The organism is Ideonella sp., assembly GCF_044358605.1.
Classification (GTDB): domain Bacteria; phylum Pseudomonadota; class Gammaproteobacteria; order Burkholderiales; family Burkholderiaceae_C; genus Ideonella.
On record NZ_JBIKNQ010000038.1, the window covers coordinates 32,203 to 49,558 of the forward strand.

Here is a 17,356-nt window from a genome sequence, read left to right on the forward strand (position 1 = left end):
CAGGTGAGCGAGCAAACAAACATGAACAGTTCTCAAACACATGCCCCAGGCCAGCGAAACAGCCTGTTTCCCCTTGTGTTGGTGGCGCTAGGTACAGCCATGTCGAGTGGCTGTGATGCGCAGCAAAAGGCCAGCGAGTCCCAGGTAAAGGCGGCTGAATCAACGGATGAGGTCAAGGCCCTGCTGGAGCGGGTGAAAAAGAACCTTAGGTTTGTGGAGGGCGGCACCTTTCAGATGGGTGACTTCGGCCCACTGCACAGTCCGGAGAAACTTTACTACTCGTCAAGAACTGACAACAAGCCCCTGCACAAGGTGACGCTGGACTCGTTTTATATGAGTGCCTACAAGACCACTTATGAAGACCATGACGTCTACAGCCGGGCGACGGGGAAGCCTTTGGTGGCGCAAGATGAGTTGACCAAGGATCTCTACCGCCAACCCTTGGCTGGCGCAGGGCTCAATTGGTTCCAAGCACGAGCATATTGTCAATGGCTAGGTCAGCAATTGAAATTGCCCATGGACTTGCCTACCGAGGCGCAGTGGGAGTATGCGGCGCGTAACAGAGGCCAATTCTTCTTGTATGCGACGGACAACGGCAAAGTCGATGATGGCCGCAATGTCTGGAATTATGACCAGCGCGTCGCCTACGAAGGGAAAGTTGGCACTGCTGTGAGCCACCCATCACTGCCACCATTGGGCCAATTTCCACCGACTCCGCTTGGGCTTTACGACATGATGACGGATGGTTATGAGTGGACGCTGGATTGGTACGACGAGAACTACTACAAGGTGTCGCCGGTGTTGAATCCCACAGGCCCCAACAAGGGTGAAATGAAAGTGTTGCGCAGTTTCAGGGGGGCAAGTGGGCTTGGCATTTCATACGGCGACGGTATGGCCATCACTCGGCATAAGCGACTCCCAGATCCTCCTGGTTACGATCGCCTCAAGGGTAGGCCAGACCCGAGCAAGAACATGGTCAACGACACCATGGCTCGTTGTGTGGCCAACGTCAAGACCTCACCGCTGCCTTGACTGCGTCTCGGGGCTACGCCAGCGAGCTGCCGGGGTCGCCAGCAAAGGCCTCGCCCAAACCGGCCGTTTTGACGTCGGCAAAGTCTAAACTCGGTGTGCCCTGGGCTGAAGCTAGGAGGTCAAATGCCGGGTTGTCCATGGCGGCCACCTTGTAGCCCTTGGGGAACTCGCCTAAGCATTTGCTGCGGTACTTGAGGTACTCGTCCAAATAGGTGTTGCCGCTAGAGCCGGGGTCAGCGGCGGTCTTTCCAGTCGCAGGCGGTTTGACTGGTAGCGGCAGCGCGGCGTTGAGTCTTTCGAATACGCTGGGTAAGTCGGCTAGCAAATGGCCGTTGTTTAAAAAGCGCAAGACATTACCTTCCATCTTGCCAAGAGGCTCGTTGGACTTCTCGCCTCGGGCGGTCATGTGTTGCATCACATTGGCCCACTCTGGCGCGGTTTGCACAGTCTTCATGATGGTGCAAACGGCCTTTTTGTGGGTCTCGAGGTAGTGAATCTCCGGGCTGAAAACAGAGCCCCCCATGCTCGGGGTGTCGTGCAGGTGGCTGGGCATGCCATGGCGAGTGATCTGAAACAGCAACATGCCCCGAGCCTCAGGCGTGGCGTAGACCAACCAGGGCGGGCAGCGGTTGATGTTGTTGACCATCGTCTGCCGCTCTTCTGCGATGGTCAACGATCTCAAAAGTTCTTCGAAGACGGCGTCAACTTCATCGGCCAACTTTTGTGTCGCCTTGCCAACAGCTGTGTCCTGGCCTATGCAAAGCACCAGGAGTCGGGATTGGAGGGCAAACGCCTGCTGTTCGAAATAGACCAACTTCTTGAATCCCGCGTAGAGCAGTTGGTAGTGAACCCAACGGACAAACTCGAAGAGTTTTGATGCATCTACCGTGAACTCCACCGCGCCTTTGCAACCCACGCCCCAGCACAAGCGTGCTGCAACCTTGACCTTGAACTTGCCGCTATCAAAGTAGATGGACACTGATGCCTGTGCACCCGCACCCGCATTGACCGCCACCGTGGCAGAAGCCTCCGCAAAGCTCACAAAGTCTTTTTCTTTAGGTGGCAGCCATTGAATCTTGCCTGCGGGTGTGAGGCCCGCTTCAGCGCCTGCGAAAGCGTCGATCTCAACCTTGACGCCATTCAAATCTTCGGGTGTTTTCGCGAAGGTCTCGGCGGCTTGGAATCGTGGCAACCCACGCTTCTGCGCCGAGATGGCATCGGCCAACTTGTCTTTGGGGTCGCGCTTGATGGCTTTGGCGACTTGCTTGCCGCCTTCAAGGCTGATGCCAACGGCACCACTGGCAACTACTTTCGCGCCCACAAAGCCATAGGCAGATAGCTCCATCACGAAACGAATGGCTCCCAGGTCAATGTTCCCGAATTGCATCATCCACCCCTTCAATGAAGGGGCCGCCCAAGTGCCCGTGATCTTGCCCTCACAAAGAATGGCTTTGCCTTGCAGATTGCCTTGGATTTGGGCCTTCTTTTTGAGCCAATCCACTTCGGCATTGGCACCCGCACAGCCTACAAGTCGTAGCCACTGCGCATGGGCCTCTACTTCGTAGGTGTCGCTCTTCAGGATGGCTTGGCTGTATTGGTTGCCTGCGACATCAAGCAGGTTTAGGACGGCTGGGTCTGACTTCCATTCCTTAGATGACTTGAGGCTTTCCTTGATCTTTGCAAATGAAGCCTTGACGGCGGCGACATCCAATGTCTTGGGCTTTACTTCTTGGGAGCCTTTGGTTCCTGCTGGCCCACTGAACTTAATGTTCAGCTTGTATTCAGACTTATTGATTCGCTTGTTGCGAAGCTCCATGTATTTGTCGGTCTTGAGGTAGCGTCGACGAAGCCCAATGCCGCCAGATCCGTTGTTGTAGCTTTCGAGGGTGACCACCTCTTTGAGGTCGGTGGTCTTCTTGAAGTTGGCGTTCAGCTCCTTCTTTACTTTGTCTTCGGCCAGCCCGAGAGCCTTCTCTTTGGCTGCGACATCGTCTTTGCTTCCAGCCTCCAATGCTCGGCTAAGGTCGAGTTTGGCTTCATGCTCTGCCGCCATGACGCGCTCAAGGTGCCCGCTGAACTCTTCGAACTCCTCGAACTCCGTTTGAGGAATCATCAGCAGTTCGTTGTCAGACGGTGAAATCATTACCGGTAGGTTCTGTTTTCCCGCTAGGTTGGTTTTGGCGGAAGGGTCTGGTTTAGTGACCACAGGTGTTGTCTTGAAGATCACCTGATAGCTGCAGGGGTTCTGGCCCTTCACCATGGGGTTTAGGCGACTGCTTCTGCCTTTGACGCTGGAGCCGGGAATCTCAAACTCAAAACTGACGGGGGTTGAGCAAAAGAAGATGTTGGTTTTGCCGTCAGCCGACGCTGTACCGCTGACTTGCCCGCCAGTCAGCGCAGAGGCAATGGCTTCCTTGCCTTGGGGGCTTTTTGCATAGGCGGTGAACTTGGTTTTCTTGAGCGGCGTGTTGCCAGGGCTCAGCAGGAACTGAGCTAAGAAGTATGGCCTGACACGGACGTTGCCGCTGAGGAAGCGGCGGTCATTCTGATTGCCCAGCTTCAGTGAGGCGGGGTTCTCGCTTGCAGAGTCCAGGTCCGGGGTCTCGTACGCTCCAGTCAGATAGTTTTTGACCTGCAAGACGTAGGTGCCATCGTCATAAATGGCTTCGACAACTGCTGTCGCGCCGCTGGCATCTGTCGCTCCAGACTTTGCCACACGACCTCGAGGGTCCAGGATGCGGTAGTGCACATCCGGACAGGCATGTTCAGACGTACCGTTTTTGTAGAAGAGCTTGAATTGGCCGCGTGCCATGGGCGGACCCTCCCGATTTCTTGATTACTTGGATCAGTCTGCCGTGACGTAGAAGCCGTCGTGATCTGCATCCTCAACATACACGTTGATGCGCTCGGGCTTGTCGGTCGTCACTTGCTTCGTGTTGCCGTCTTCGTCGGTGGTGCCTTCTTGGATGCTGCCATCAGGCATAAAGATGGCGTACTTGCGGTTGGCCAGTGGTTCACCGGCGGCATTTGTGGCGCGGAAGGTCATGAAGTGTTGCTTCGACTCAAAGGCACCTCCGTTGAGGCGCAGCGAGCTGGGTCCCGCACTTCCCGGCCCCGTAAAGTTCTTCATCCCCGCCTTCAGCTCAATGCTGCCGGGTCCGGTGAGGCTGATCTTGCCGCCTTGGATGGTCAGTGCCGCACCGCCCGCAGCCAGCAGCACTTTTTGGGGTGAACCCACGCTGACTTGGGCACTGGTGCTGGTGACGTTGACATTGGCGTCGGCGGTGAGGTGGGTGGCGCCGCTTTGGGTTTGGGTTTGCACGCTGCCGCTGGCAGCGTGCAGGGCCATGCCGGTCTCGGTGTTGGGCTTGGCGGTGTTGGTGGCTTTGCCGTGGGTGTAGAGCACGATGCCGTCTTTGGCTGCGCTGCTGTGGTGGCCTTGGGCCAGGTGTTGCAGGTCTTGCCCGGCGACCCAGGAGCTGGTGGCGCCAGCGCTGATGAGGTGGTGGGCGGGCGTGACGCTGGCGATGCCGCCTTGGCCTGCGACCAGCAAGTCTGGGCGGTTCAAGATGTCGATGCTGCCCAGGCCGCCGCCGATGGAGGGAGCGTCTGTGGCTTCGTGCATTTCAACGTCTATCACTTCAGCCTGGCTGTCCTGGCCGCGCCATGCGGCCATGCTTGCGTGTAGGCCCCGCTCGGCGGGGAGTTGTTTGTCCGCTTGCTCAGGTGTGGCCCCTTTAACCTCAGGCTCAGTGGCCAGTTTGGCGTGGTGGGCTTGGGCGCTTTCAGCCAGGGTGTGGACGAGGGCGTGGCTTTGTTCCAGCCGGTCAGCCAGGGGGCGGCTGATGAGCTGCATGTGGGCCGCTTGGCTGCCACCGGGCGCATAGCCCGCGCTGAGCACCATGCCCTGGCCTGCTCGCACGGCGCCCCAGGCGCTGGTGGCCAGGTCCAGCCCGTGGCCGCGGGCTTGCAGGCGTTGGTTGTCGGTTTGCTGCAGCAGGTGGCCCAGTTGCAACTTGGTGGCGGCGCTGCTGCTGGAGAGCTGGATGCGGTTGCTGCCGGGGCTGTCGTCCAGCACCAGTTGGTTGCAGCCGCCTTGGCCTGTTTGGCTGTGGCTCAGCTCTTGGCTCTTGAAGCCGCTGTGCACTTGGGGGTGGGCATGGGCTTGTAGTTCACCCTGCTTGGCCTGGCCCGGGAACCAGGCATTGGCGCTGCCCACGGCACCCGCCGCCCCGGCCGAGACGGCATTGCCCTGGGCATCGGGCTGACCCTGGCCGTTGTAGAGACTGCCCAGCACCACGGGGCGGTCGATGTCGCCCCCGGTGAAGCCCACCAAAACCTCTTGCCCCACGCGCGGTGTGAAGACGCTGCCCCAGTTGGCCCCGCTCTGGCGCTCGGCCACGCGCACCCAGCTCCAGGCGGCGTCGCTGGCGGGGGCGTTTGAACCGGCAGGGTGATCGAGGCGATGGCTGCCTTGGCTGCCGCGCTGCCAATGGAACTGCACCTTGACGCGGTGGTCACGGTCGGTATGCACCGGGTCGCCCAAGCCCACCACTAACGCCGTTTGTACGCCAGTGATGCGCGGGCGGGGGCGCAGGCGCACCTCGGGGGTGTGCAGCGTGCCGCCGGTGTCGGGCAGCGTGGCCCAGGCATAAGGGGCCACGGGCACGGCCAAGGGCTGAACCACCAAGGTGCAATGGTGGATGGGTTCGGGGCTTTGGTTAGGAAGGGTGTGGGTGTCGGCTTCGTCGCCCTCGTCTTCATCGCGGTCGACTAAGCTGATGCTGGAGGCCCCTGCGCCCAGCAGGTCCGCCCCCGCACCGAGCACGGCCTCAAAGGTCACCGGGCCCAGCAAGTTGGCCAGCCCCGCCTTGATGTCGGCGCGCAGGTTGTTGCGCGCCACATGCGTGGTGGCCAGGGTCACAAACTGGTCATCGACAGGGTTGAGCCCGCTGTGCAGCGCGTGCTCGGTCAGCAGCCAGTGCGTGCCGGGTGCCGCTTGGCGCAGGCTGCTGTGCAGGCTCAGGCGGCTGCGCAGGGCGTCAAGCGCTTGCACTTGGCGCAGGGCCAGGCGCTCGCCGTGGGCGGCATCCACGTAGTTGTAGGCACCGGGCACATCGGCTTGCAGCAAGGCGGGCAGCAGGGCGGGGCCCTGGCCGGTTTGGCCCTGGCCCGCATGGCCAGTTTGACTGACTGGGCGGTCGCCCAGCGTGCGGTAGTCCTCGCTGGCCAAGTGCACGCTGCTGGTGTGCACCTGTGCCATGCGGGCCAGCCCATGCACGCTGTCTTCGGGCAGCACGGCGCTGCTCTGTGTGAAGCGGGCCAGGGGCTGGGCATTGGGCTTGAAGGCCGGGTTGTGATCGGCAATCACCAGGGTGTGCTGGCCCAGGGCGGCACCGCCAAGGCTGGCGCTGTGCTCCCACCACGCGAACAGGCCCTCTTCGGCCAGCAGGCGCTGCACAAAGGCCAGGTCTGTCTCTTGGTATTGGGTGCACAGGCTGCGCTCGGGGTAGACGCTGGCATCGGCCAGCTCCCAGCGCCAAGCGGGGGCAAGTTGGCCTTGGCTCTGATAGTCAGAGAAGACCTCATCGATGATCTGCATCACCGTTTGGTTTTGGAAGACCCAAGCGTCCTGGCGTTGGCCCAAAAAGGCCAGCCAGGGCTCTAGGGTAAGGCGGTAGCGGGCCAAGCCGCCGTCGCTGCCCAGCAGGGCCACTTGGGTGATGTGGGCGTGCCAGGGGCGCAAGCTGCCGTCGGCCTGCAGCAGTTCCAGCACGGCAGGCTGGCCCATCAAGCTTTTGAGCTGCAAGTGCGTGTTGGTGCACAGCGCGTCCAGCTCTATGCGCAGGCCCGCATCACCTGCTTGGGCGGTGGGGGCTTCGTGCAGCAGGGCTTCTTTGAGGGTGGCCCGCTCGGCCAACAGCACGTCGGGGCCCAAAGGGGTGTGCAGGCGCAGCAGGCGCTGGGCTTGGGTGGGCGCCCCGCTGAGATCGCCACTGAGGGCGGCCACCACCTGGCTGACCAGGGCAGCGGTGGAGGCAGGGAAGAGGGTGGCGATGGACATAGGGGAAGGCTTAGCGGGCGGTCTCAGCAGGGGTCAGAGAAGATCCAGGCGGATCAAACCGCCCGGCTGTGCGGGATGGAGTTTCAGGCGCCAACGGGCGGGCGGGGCGCTGCTGTGCAGGCGCACACTCAGCCGTCCGTCATGGGGCACGTGCTCGACTTCCCAGGGGCCACAGCGCATGGCCCGCAAGGCGGCTTGGGCTTGCGCACGGCAGTGGGCGGGGGCCTGGGCCAGCCAGTGGATCAGCAGATCGGGCTCGTGCTCGTCGTCGGCCAAGGCCGCCCCCAGCCAGGGGCGCAGGGCCTCCCAGCTGTGCGTCATGCAAAAGCTGGCTGCGGCGCTGTGTGGGCCACAGGCCGCGCGTTGCGCAGAGGCCAAGGGCATCGCGGAATTCAGCGAGTCGTCCATGACGGTATCTCCTTCTCTCCATGCGTGGCACCACAAGAGCGTGGATCATCCGCTCAACTGACCGTGTAGCGGAAGTCTCCATTCTTGGCCGCGCTGACCTTGATTTTTTCAATCTGGGCGCCTTCGGCCATGCGCGAGAGCACTTCTGCGGCAATTTCTGGCAATAAAGTGCCATTGAGGATGTGGTCCACATTGCGCGCACCACTGTCCACCTCGGTGCAGCGGGCCAGCACAGCCTCCACCAGCTTGGTGTCGAACTCGAACACCGCTTTGTGGTTGGCCGCCACGCGGGCCGCGATATGGCCGAGTTTGAGGCGGATGATCTGCTCCAGCACATCGTCGCTGATGGGGTAGTAGGGCACCACCTTCATGCGGCCCAGGAAGGCCGGTTTGAAGGTTTTCATCAGGATGGGGCGCAGGGCCTCGGCCAGGGCGTCTGCGGGTGGCAACTCGTCTGGGGCCTTGTTCAGGCAGGCCTGCATGATCTGGCTGGAGCCGATGTTGCTGGTCAGGATGATGAGGGTGTTGCGGAAGTCGATCTCGCGGCCCTCGGCATCGTCCATCTGGCCTTTGTCAAAGACCTGGAAGAACATCTCCAGCACGTCGGGGTGAGCCTTCTCGACTTCGTCGAGCAGCACCACGCTGTAGGGGTTGCGGCGCACGGCTTCGGTCAGCACGCCGCCCTCGCCATAGCCCACATAGCCCGGCGGGCTGCCCTTGAGGCCGCTCACACTATGGGCTTCTTGGTACTCGCTCATATTGATGGTGATGAGCTTCTTCTCGCCACCATAGAGGATGTCGGCCAGGGCCAAGGCGGTTTCGGTTTTACCCACGCCCGAAGGCCCCACGAACATGAACACGCCCTTGGGCTTGTTCGGGTCTTCTAGGTTGGCGCGGGCGGTGCGCACGCGCTGGGCCACGGCCTCCATGGCGTGGTCTTGGCCGATCACGCGTTCTTGCAGCAGAGGCTTCAAGCTCATGACGGTCTTGATCTCGTCCTTGACCATCTTGCCCAGCGGAATGCCCGTCCAGGCGGCCACGATCTCGGCCACCACATGGCCGTCCACCTGCATGGGGATCATGGGGTTCTCGCCTTGCAGGGCGGCTAAAGCATCAAGCTTGGATTGCAGCTCCGCTTGGGCGGGCGAGAGCACAGGCGCTTCAGGCTTGGCGGCCTTCTTGCTGGCTTTCTTCTTGGGCTCTTCGGCGGCGCTGCTCTCCGCCTGCGGTGCGGCCGCAGCCTGGGCCTGCGCGGCTTGGATGGCCTGGGCGGCTTCTTTCTCGGCCTCCAGCGTGGCGCGCAGTTGTTGGATCTCGGTGACCAGCGCCTTCTCGGCCTCGTAGCGGTTGTTCAGCGCATCCAGCTCTTGCTGCACGGTGTCGCGCAGGGTTTTGAGCTCGGCCAGCTTGGCGTGGTGCGGCGCGCCTGCGGCGGCCTCACGGTTCAGGGCGGCTTCTTCAGCGGCCAGGCGCTCTAGGTGCTTCACGCGGTCTTCAATGGCGGCCGGCACCGCACTTTGGCCCAGCGCCACTTTGGCGCAGGCGGTGTCCAGCACGCTGATGGCTTTGTCGGGCAGTTGGCGGCCGCTGATGTAGCGGGCCGAGAGGCGCACGGCCTCGGTGATGGCTTCATCGAACACGCGCACGGTGAAGTGCTTTTCCATCAGCGGGGCCATGCCGCGCAGCATGGCGGCGGCAATAGGCTCGCTGGGCTCTTCGACCTTGACCACCTGAAAGCGGCGGGCAAGGGCGGCGTCCTTTTCAAAGTACTTTGTGTACTCGGCCCAGGTGGTGGCGGCCACGGTGCGCAGCTCGCCGCGCGCGAGTGCGGGCTTGAGCAGGTTGGCCGCATCGTTTTGGCCGGCTTGGCCACCGGCCCCAATCATGGTGTGGGCTTCGTCAATGAAGAGGATGATGGGGTGCGGGCTCTTTTTGACCTCGTCGATCACGTTTTTGAGGCGGTTCTCAAACTCGCCCTTCACGCTGGCGCCGGCTTGCAGCAGGCCCATGTCCAGGGTGTGCAGGGCCACACCTTGCAGCGGCGGCGGCACGTCGCCCACGGCAATGCGCAGGGCCAGGCCTTCGACCACCGCCGTCTTGCCCACCCCCGCCTCACCGGTCAGGATGGGGTTGTTTTGGCGGCGACGCATCAGGATGTCGATGGTCTGGCGGATCTCGGTGTCGCGGCCAATCACCGGGTCGAGCTTGCCGCTCTTGGCGCGCTCGGTGAGGTTGGTGGTGAACTGGTCCAGCGCCGGCGTGGCGCCTGCTGCTGCGGCATGGCCGTCGGCGGGGTGCTCGTCAGCCGCAGGGGCGTCGGCGCTCCGCACCGCTTGCACGGCTTCCGCCGAGCCTTGGGTGGCTTCGTCGAGCTTGTGCTTCAGCTCATCGAGCTTGAACTTGACGAACAGCTTGCTGCCCCTAAAGGCCAATTGCTTGAGCTTGTCATCGGTGAGCAAGGCCAGCAGCAAGTGGGCGCTGCGGATGCGCGGGTTGTGGGTGTCTAGCGAGGCGATGAGCCAAGCGTGCTCGAACAGCGCGGGCAGGTTCTCGCTGAGCACCGGGGTGCGGGTGTTGCCGGCCTTGAAGCGGCTGATCTCGGCTTCCAAGTCGCGTTGCAGCTCGGCCGTGGAGACCTCATGGCGGCGGCACAGCAGCGCGAAGTCGCTCTGCGGCTGCTCTAACAGGGCCAAGAAGAGATGTTCCAGGTCCACCTCATAGTGGCCGCGCGCCATGCACAGGCTGGCGGCGCGCTCAGCCGCTTTGCGGCTGTTGTCATTGAGTTTGGAGATCAGCGTTTTGAGGTGTGACGACATGAGATTCCCTTTGTTTTGATTCGTGTGTGGCGTGCCGCGTTAGGCGACCGCCAGGAGTTGATAGCCCGCATCCAGGCGGTCGTTGGCTGCCGGTTTGGTGAGCAAAAAGCTGTCCCAGCCCAAGCGGGTGGCGGTGCTGCCGCCCAGGGTGGTGCCCTGCACGGCCTCGGCCTTCAGGGCCAGCTTCACCTCAAACTCCAAGGTGGTGCCGCAAAGCAAGGTCAACATTTCTTCTAAGGCCACGGCGCCAGGCCCGCCGGGCAAAAAGCGGCGGAAGCGCTCGGCCGACATGGGGCCAATGGTCAGGCGCATGCGCAGGTCGCGCTGCCACACGCGCTCGCCCATCACCGCGCCTTGGCCCAGGCCTGCGCCGCCCAGGCCAAGCTGGGTTTGGTTCTCGCGCGGCAGAGTGAACCACCGGCCTACAAACTGTTCGACGTGAACGGGGGCGTCAAAGTAGCTGGCGAGCACATGGCCCAAGGTGGTGGCCGACACCGGCCGCTGCTGCAGCAAACCGGCAAAGTGAGCCAGTGCGAAATCAGAGACACCGCCCTCGCGGGCGCGCAGGCGGTCACGCAGTGCCGGGTGGCCCAAGCCCGCGAGAGACATCACCAGCGGCAAGAACTGATGACGCGGGTCGTCTTCAAAGCGAATCGCCAAGCGGTGCTTGCGCCAGGCTTGGTAGAACAGGACGACGGCCCGGTGCAAAAAGATGTCGAGAAAGGCGCGCCCGGCCAAGTCCTTCTCGTACATTTCGCGCCGCGCAAACAGCTCGGTGTAGAACAAGGGCAGCGCACCACCTGCGCCCAGCAAGCCCATGAAGGCGGGCGTCATCTCCAGGCGGGCGATGTCTTTGGCGGCGGGGGCTACGCCTGAGTTGGGGGCGGCGTCTTCGGCATGGGGCTGGAGCTTGATGTCAAACCCCGCCACCTCGCTGGCCGGAAAGCTCATGGACAGTGCATTGCGGAACTTGAGTTTGTGCTCAAACACGGCAGCACCATGCAGGCGCTCTTGTTGGCTGAACCAGCGCTGCAGCAGGCGCACGGCTTGGAAGAAGCTGTAGCGCTCGGGCCTGCTGAACAGGCGCTGGATCACGCTTTGGTTCACAGCAGGCTCCCGTCGCCGCTGCGCCGTGGAAAGCTCATCAGCTCTTCTTGCGTGCGCTCGGAAAAAAGCTTGAGCTGGATGAAGCTGTTGGCATGCACATAGAGGCCAAAGAAGTGGTCGAGCACCTGGCCAAACAGGCGCAGGCCGGTGCCCACAAAATGCTGCTCGTTGACCTTAACGCGCACTTCGGTGCCGCGCACAAAGGTGACAAAGGGCTGGCCCGGCATGCAGGCGGTGACGGCGTGGTGGCTGATGCCGACGATGCCGTCGAGCTGGCGCTGGTTGGCGTCGCTGTGGGGCAGGTCATAGAGTCGCAGCATCTCGCGTAGCGCCTCCAAACCGCCTGCCGACAAGGTGAGGTGGTTGAGCGAGAGGTGCGAGATCAGCCGCCACAGCGCGCCGCGGCCGCGGTCTAGCCGGTGGCTCAGGCTGGGCTTGCGCAGCAGGCGCACTTCGCGCGCATTGCGCAGGCCTTCCAAGAACAAATCGCCGCCGGCTTGGCCCACGGTGAGTTGCGAGGGCAGGTCGCGGTTGGTGGCTTTGACCTCGATGGACAGGGTGTCGGTCTGGATCTCGGCTGGGTCGAAGTTGATGTCGACGATGGAGATCTCGGTCTCATAGCCAGGGCTGCGGGCGGCCAGGGTGTCGTCGCGATGGGCCACCCAGTAGCGCGCTGCAGACTCACCGCTGGCCAGCAGGGCGTCATGCTGAAGAGCAAAGAAGGGCCGGAACTCTTGGATGTCGTCGCCCTGCGGGGTTTGGTGCACCCGAAACACTTTGTCGATTGAGTAGACCTCGTGGCCGTGGGCGCGTCGGCCATCGGGCAGCACGGGGTAGCGGTCACTGGTGTGGGTGATGCGGATCGGGTCGGCCCGCTGGCCAAACAGGTTGACCACCGGCGTGCAGCCCGTCAGCAGGTTGCGTGCGGAGATGGTTTCCAAGAGCCGGGCTTCATCGGACTCGCCGCGAATCCCGGCCATCGCAAAGTGCAGCGTGACCTGTCGCGCTTTGCTTTGCGCCAAAGCCTTGGGCCAGGGCAGGTCGATGAAGTTGAACTTCTCGGGGAAGGCGAAGTACTCGGTCAGTAGGCGGTAGGCGGCGTGGGAGCGGGCGTCGAAGTCGATCAGGGATTCTTCTTCCGCAAAGCCCACGGTGCGGGGCAGGGCTTCGGGTGCTGCTTGCCAAGGGCCGGTGGCCTGGGTTTGCAGCAGGCTGCCGACCACGCGGCCACACAAGGCCTCGCGCAGCACGGTGACTTGCGAGGTGTCGCCCGAGAGGTGCAGGCGCAGGGTGTCGGTGCCTAACTGATCCCACTGCGCTTGCGGGGACACTAACTCCAGGGTGAGGGACAGCACCGAAGTGGCCTGGCGCGGCAGCGGTGTGCCGTCTGGCGCATTGAGCACCGAGCGGAAGCTGGCGCTGCTCAGGCGCAGCGGCAGCAGGTGCACGTCATAAGCCGTACGGAACTTGCAGGTCACACCGCGCACGGGGCGGGTGTTGAGCACGGTGCCGCGCTCCACCACACTGCCTTGGGTCATCTGGGTGGCCCCTGCGCCGATGTCGAACTGGGCGACAGAACAAGACGGAAAGGGCCGCAGATAGTGCGGGTAGAGGACCTCGATCAGCGACTCGGTGAAGAGCGGGAAGTCATCATCCAGCCGCTTTTGAATGCGCGCCGAGAGCAGGGCGAAGCTCTGGATCAGCCGCTCCACATGCGGGTCAGAGGAGTCACCCGCCATGTGCAATTGGCCTGCCACCCGCGGGTACATGGCCGAGAAGTCTTTGGCGGCCGCGTGCAAAAACGCGAGTTCACGCTCGTAGTGCGGAAGTAGTTTTTCCATGACTCAAGCGTAGGCAGATGTTGAGGGCTTAAAGGCGGGCCACATCCACATGCTGGGTCACCGGATGCAAGGTGGCATTGAAGTTGATGGGCTCACGCAACTCTTCCACCGCCAGCACAGCGTGGATGCGAAAGCACAGCTTCTTGCTGCCAAAAGATTCGGGTGTCAATTCCACGCGGACTTGCCGCAGGCGCGGCTCGTGGTGGTTGACGGTGCGCTCTAGAGAGCGGCAGATGTCGGCGCGGTCTTCGGGTTTGACCAAGCTCATGGACGAAAAGTCGGTGAGCCCAAACCCCAAGACCGAGTCTCGGCTGCGCGGGAAATCGGCCAAAACCTCGTTACTCAGCCCACGGCGGGTGTTGAGCAAGGCTTCCAGATCGCGTGCGACATGCTCACGCACGGCCTCCAGGCTGAGCCCGTGGTCGCTGGTGCGCTGGCCGGACGTGTCCGTCAGCCTGTCGAGAAAGCTGGCTGAAAATCGTTTCATTCATGAAAAAAGCGGCGGCTGTGACACCGCCGCTTTTCAATCCAGACTGGGTGATCAGCCGAAGGTGGCGGTGTTGGTCGCCAGGTTCCAGGCGCCGGTGCCGGTGACTGCTGCTTGGCTGCCGTCCAGCTTGGAAGCCATGTAGCTCCACTCAACGGCCGAGTACTTCAGGCCGAAGGCTTCCTTGGGCAGGCCTTCTTCGGTGACCGAAGGTGCCACGTGCGAGACCAGCACGTTCTTCAGCTTGATTTCCAGGTACTTCACGCGGGCGTTGGCGGTGCCGTTGTTGAAGGAGCCGGTCTGGCCGCTGGCGCGATAGAAGGTGATCACAACTTCAGGGGTAATCAGGCCTTGCGAGGCAGCTTGCCACAGCTTGGGGCTGGCGGAGTCGATGTCCTTGACGAACACCATTTCGCCATGTTCGGTGCGCTCTGCGGTGTGGCCACCCGAGGTCGACGACGACGCCGACTTGGGCTGGCGGATCACATGGGCCCACGAATCGACTTCGATGGTGGGCTTGGAGTTCTGGCCCGTTGCGTTCGCGCTGCCGTGCACGCTGTCACGAACGTCGCCCTTGATGGCGGAGTTCTTAAACTCGACGTAGATGTCTTTCATTCCTAGCTTTCCCTTTAGATTAGTACTGCACGGTCAAATTAGCCTGCTGACCCTGGCAACTCAGCGACCAAGCGCAGAGACACCGAGAGTTCATCAAGCTGGAAATGCGGTCGCACAAAGGCCACCGCGCGATAGGCCCCCGGTTTCCCAGGAACCTCTTTCACTTCCACCGAGGCCTCGCGCAACGGATACTTGGCCTTGGCTTCCTGCGAAGCGCTGTCGTCTGCCAGCACATACTGTCCGATCCAACTGTTGAGATAAGTCTCAACGTTAGACGCTGCCGCAAAGCTGCCGATCTTGTCGCGCATCATCGCCTTCAGGTAGTGGGCGATGCGGCAGACCGAGAAGATGTACTGCAGCTGTGCCGACAGCGCCGAGTTGGCATTGGCGGCGTCAGAGTCGTACTTCAGCGGCTTTTGAGCAGACTGCGTGGCAAAGAATGCCGCGTAGTCGGTGTTCTTGCAATGCACCAGCGGAATGAAACCCAAGTCGCTGAGTTCTTTTTCACGCCGATCGGTGATGGCGATTTCAGTGGGGCACTTCAGGGCCACTTCACCGTCATCGGTGCGGAAGGTGTGGGTGGGTAGGTCTTCGACCAAACCGCCGCCCTCAACGCCGCGAATGGCGGCGCACCAGCCGTAGCTTTCAAAAGCGGCTGTCAGGCGAGCCCCCAGCGCAAACGCCGAGTTGACCCACAGATAGCGAGAGTGGTCGGTGCCGTCCACATCTTCCACGAAGTTGAAGCCTTCGGTGGTGATGCCGTCTTTGGGGTTGTAGGGCAAGCGGCCCAAGAAGCGCGGCAGGGCCATGCCCACATAACGCGCGTCTTCGGACTCGCGGAAGGACTTCCACTTGGCGTACTCCACCGTGTCGAAGACCTTGGACAGGTCGCGCGGCTTGCCCAGGTCAGAGAAGCTCTCCAGGCCGAACAACTCGGGCGACGCGGCTGTCAGGAAGGGCGCGTGCGCGGCGGCTGCCACATGCGACATCTGCTCGACAAAGTACATGTCTTCGGGCTGACGGGTCAGCTCGAAGTCACCGATCATGGCGCCGAAGGGCGCGCCACCAAAGGTGCCGAACTCTTCTTCGTAGACCTTCTTGAACAAGGCGCTCTGATCGAAGTCGATCGAGGTCTTGAAGTCGCGGATCAGGTCTTTTTTGTTGGCGTTGAAGACCTGGATCTTCATCATGGCGCCGGTCGAGGTGTGCTTGCACAAATAGTGCAGGCCGCGCCAGGTGGACTCCAGTTGTTGGAACTGAGGCGCGTGCATGACCTCCGACAGCTGTGCGGAGATCAGGCGGTCCAGCTCGGCCACGCGGGCGTCGAGGGTGGCGCTGAGGTTGTCAGACACCACCACGGTGCCCTGCAACACCTCTTGCACCAACTCAGAGATGATGTCTTTGGCGCGGTGGTGCTCAGTGTCAGAGCGGGCCACCCGGCTTTGCGTGACGATGCTGTCCAGCAAGCTGCCTTCGGTGGTGGTGGTTTGCGCTTGCGCGGATGCGGCGGTTTGGGACATGCGCATTACTCCTTGGTGCCGCGGGTTTCAGCCTCAAGCTTCTTGAGCTGCTCGGTGCTGCTGAGGACTTCACCGAGGATGTCCTCAAGTTTGTCGTTGCCTGCCAGTTTGTTCCGCAGATCGGCCAGCTTGGTGCGGGCCTCCAGAAGCTTGCGCAGGGGCTCCACCTGTTGCACCACGGCTTCAGGCTGGAAGTCTTCCATGCTGTTGAAACCGAGGTTGACGGCGAATTCACCGCCGTCAGCGCTCAGGGTGTTCTTGACGCGGAAGGAGGCCTTGGGCGCCATTCCGGCCATGACCTCATCGAAGTTGTCGAGATCGACATTGACGAACTTGCGGTCCTTCAGCTTGGGCAGGGGCTTGTCAGGGTCCGGCTGGCCAGTGAAATCGCCCAGCACGCCCACCACAAAGGGCAGTTCGCGCTGCTCGACCGCGTCGCCAATTTCGACGTCATAGGTGAGTTGAACGCGGGGAGGGCGCACTTTCTCAAGCCGCTTTTGAACGCTGTCTTTCTTAGCCATGGTGTTCTCGATGAGGGGGTTGAGTTGGCGAGGGGATCACTTCAGCTTGTCAAACGGGTTGGCAGGCTTGGCAGGGGGTTTGGCTGGAGCGGCCGGTGCGGGCGCAGCAGCAGGCGTGGCTGCTGGCGCCTCAGCGGCCGGGGCGGCAGCGTTGGCGGGACGACGGGCCGGCGGGGCGGGGCGGCGCACAGGCGCCGGTGCCGGGTTGGCGTTGTCGTTCTTCGGCACCAGCACAGGTTCGCCAAGCACTTCACGCAGTTGCTTGGCCACGCCCTCGGCTTGGCTGCGGGTGTCTGCACCCAAGCTGTTTTGCTTGCGCAAAGCGGTCAGTGCTGTATTGGCCACGCGCAAGCCGCTAACGGCCAACATGCTGGTGGCGACTTGGTCTGCGGCATCTCGATGCAGCACTTCTTGCGCCGCCAGGATGGTGTTGCCGTAGTCAGCGTCTTCAAAATAACCCTCAGCCAACTTCAGCCAGGGCTGCTTGCTGGTGGGGTAGGCTGCTGCCGCAGCACGGTAGGCGTCGCGCTCTTTGTTGCGGGTGCCTTCTTTGCGGGCCTTGGCGCCCGCATCCAAGAAGGACTGCAGCGTCGGCGTAGCAGGCACCGAGGCGGGTGTGCTGGGTGACGTCTCGGGAGTGGCGCAGCCTGTCAATGCGGCAGCGAGCAGTGCCACTGGCAGCAGCTTGGTGCCCGATGGGAAAGGCGTATGCAGGCCGTTAGAGGCTTCGCAACGACGAATCAAGGGGAAGATTTCTCGAATTTTCATTATTTGTGATGACCGAGCGATAACCATCAGTGATGGCCTTGCCCGCATCCCTTAACAGGCTGCTGAAAAACCGCCTTGATCATGCAGCTTTGGCGCCCGACTTAAAGTCTGAGTTGAGTGCGTTTCGTGATGCGGGAAATCGAGCCCGAATTTCATCGATTTAGTGCGGTTTTCATG

General features: G+C 62.1%; 12 protein-coding genes. 1 reads left to right on the forward strand and 11 read right to left on the reverse strand.

Translation table 11 applies throughout. The features are described from left to right. Positions 1-21: 21 nt before the first annotated feature. Positions 22-1,032, forward strand: a complete 1,011-nt coding sequence (locus ACIQ3Q_RS14100; protein WP_396269756.1) for a formylglycine-generating enzyme family protein — start codon at positions 22-24, stop codon at positions 1,030-1,032. A gap of 13 nt (positions 1,033-1,045) precedes the next feature. On the opposite strand, the gene ACIQ3Q_RS14105 is transcribed toward ACIQ3Q_RS14100, so the two are convergent. From ACIQ3Q_RS14105 to ACIQ3Q_RS14155, 11 genes are read right to left on the reverse strand one after another with little or no spacing between them, the layout of a single operon-like run. Next, the gene (locus ACIQ3Q_RS14105) at positions 1,046-3,844 is read right to left on the reverse strand and encodes a hypothetical protein (RefSeq protein WP_396269757.1); all 2,799 of its coding nucleotides are present in this window, start codon (positions 3,842-3,844) and stop codon (positions 1,046-1,048) included. A 33-nt stretch (positions 3,845-3,877) separates the two neighbouring features. After that, positions 3,878-7,096, reverse strand: a complete 3,219-nt coding sequence (locus ACIQ3Q_RS14110; protein ID WP_396269758.1) for a type VI secretion system Vgr family protein — start codon at positions 7,094-7,096, stop codon at positions 3,878-3,880. Between the two features lie 33 nt (positions 7,097-7,129). Then, positions 7,130-7,504 carry a hypothetical protein gene (locus ACIQ3Q_RS14115; RefSeq protein ID WP_396269759.1) on the reverse strand — a complete coding sequence of 125 codons (375 nt, stop codon included), beginning with the start codon at positions 7,502-7,504 and terminating at the stop codon, positions 7,130-7,132. A 53-nt stretch (positions 7,505-7,557) separates the two neighbouring features. After that, positions 7,558-10,320 carry a type VI secretion system ATPase TssH gene (tssH, locus tag ACIQ3Q_RS14120; RefSeq protein ID WP_396269760.1) on the reverse strand — a complete coding sequence of 921 codons (2,763 nt, stop codon included), beginning with the start codon at positions 10,318-10,320 and terminating at the stop codon, positions 7,558-7,560. 39 nt (positions 10,321-10,359) lie between these two features. Next, a complete protein-coding gene (tssG, locus tag ACIQ3Q_RS14125) occupies positions 10,360-11,427 on the reverse strand; it encodes a type VI secretion system baseplate subunit TssG (protein ID WP_396269761.1) in 1,068 nt (355 codons plus the stop codon). Beyond that, positions 11,424-13,268, reverse strand: coding sequence for a type VI secretion system baseplate subunit TssF (tssF, locus tag ACIQ3Q_RS14130; protein ID WP_396269762.1), 1,845 nt, complete (start codon positions 13,266-13,268; stop codon positions 11,424-11,426). The genes tssG and tssF overlap by 4 nt, the downstream gene beginning before the upstream one ends. Before the next feature lie 28 nt (positions 13,269-13,296). Then, the gene (gene tssE / locus ACIQ3Q_RS14135) at positions 13,297-13,755 is read right to left on the reverse strand and encodes a type VI secretion system baseplate subunit TssE (protein WP_396269763.1); all 459 of its coding nucleotides are present in this window, start codon (positions 13,753-13,755) and stop codon (positions 13,297-13,299) included. A gap of 54 nt (positions 13,756-13,809) precedes the next feature. Beyond that, the gene (locus ACIQ3Q_RS14140; RefSeq protein ID WP_396269764.1) at positions 13,810-14,370 is read right to left on the reverse strand and encodes an Hcp family type VI secretion system effector; all 561 of its coding nucleotides are present in this window, start codon (positions 14,368-14,370) and stop codon (positions 13,810-13,812) included. Between the two features lie 38 nt (positions 14,371-14,408). After that, positions 14,409-15,890, reverse strand: a complete 1,482-nt coding sequence (tssC, locus tag ACIQ3Q_RS14145) for a type VI secretion system contractile sheath large subunit (RefSeq protein WP_396269765.1) — start codon at positions 15,888-15,890, stop codon at positions 14,409-14,411. 5 nt (positions 15,891-15,895) lie between these two features. Continuing rightward, entirely contained in the window at positions 15,896-16,411 is a 516-nt protein-coding gene (gene tssB, locus ACIQ3Q_RS14150; RefSeq protein WP_396269766.1) for a type VI secretion system contractile sheath small subunit, read from the reverse strand. A 36-nt stretch (positions 16,412-16,447) separates the two neighbouring features. Beyond that, complete coding sequence (locus ACIQ3Q_RS14155) at positions 16,448-17,155, reverse strand: hypothetical protein (RefSeq protein WP_396269767.1); 708 nt, start codon at positions 17,153-17,155, stop codon at positions 16,448-16,450. Positions 17,156-17,356: the final 201 nt, after the last annotated feature.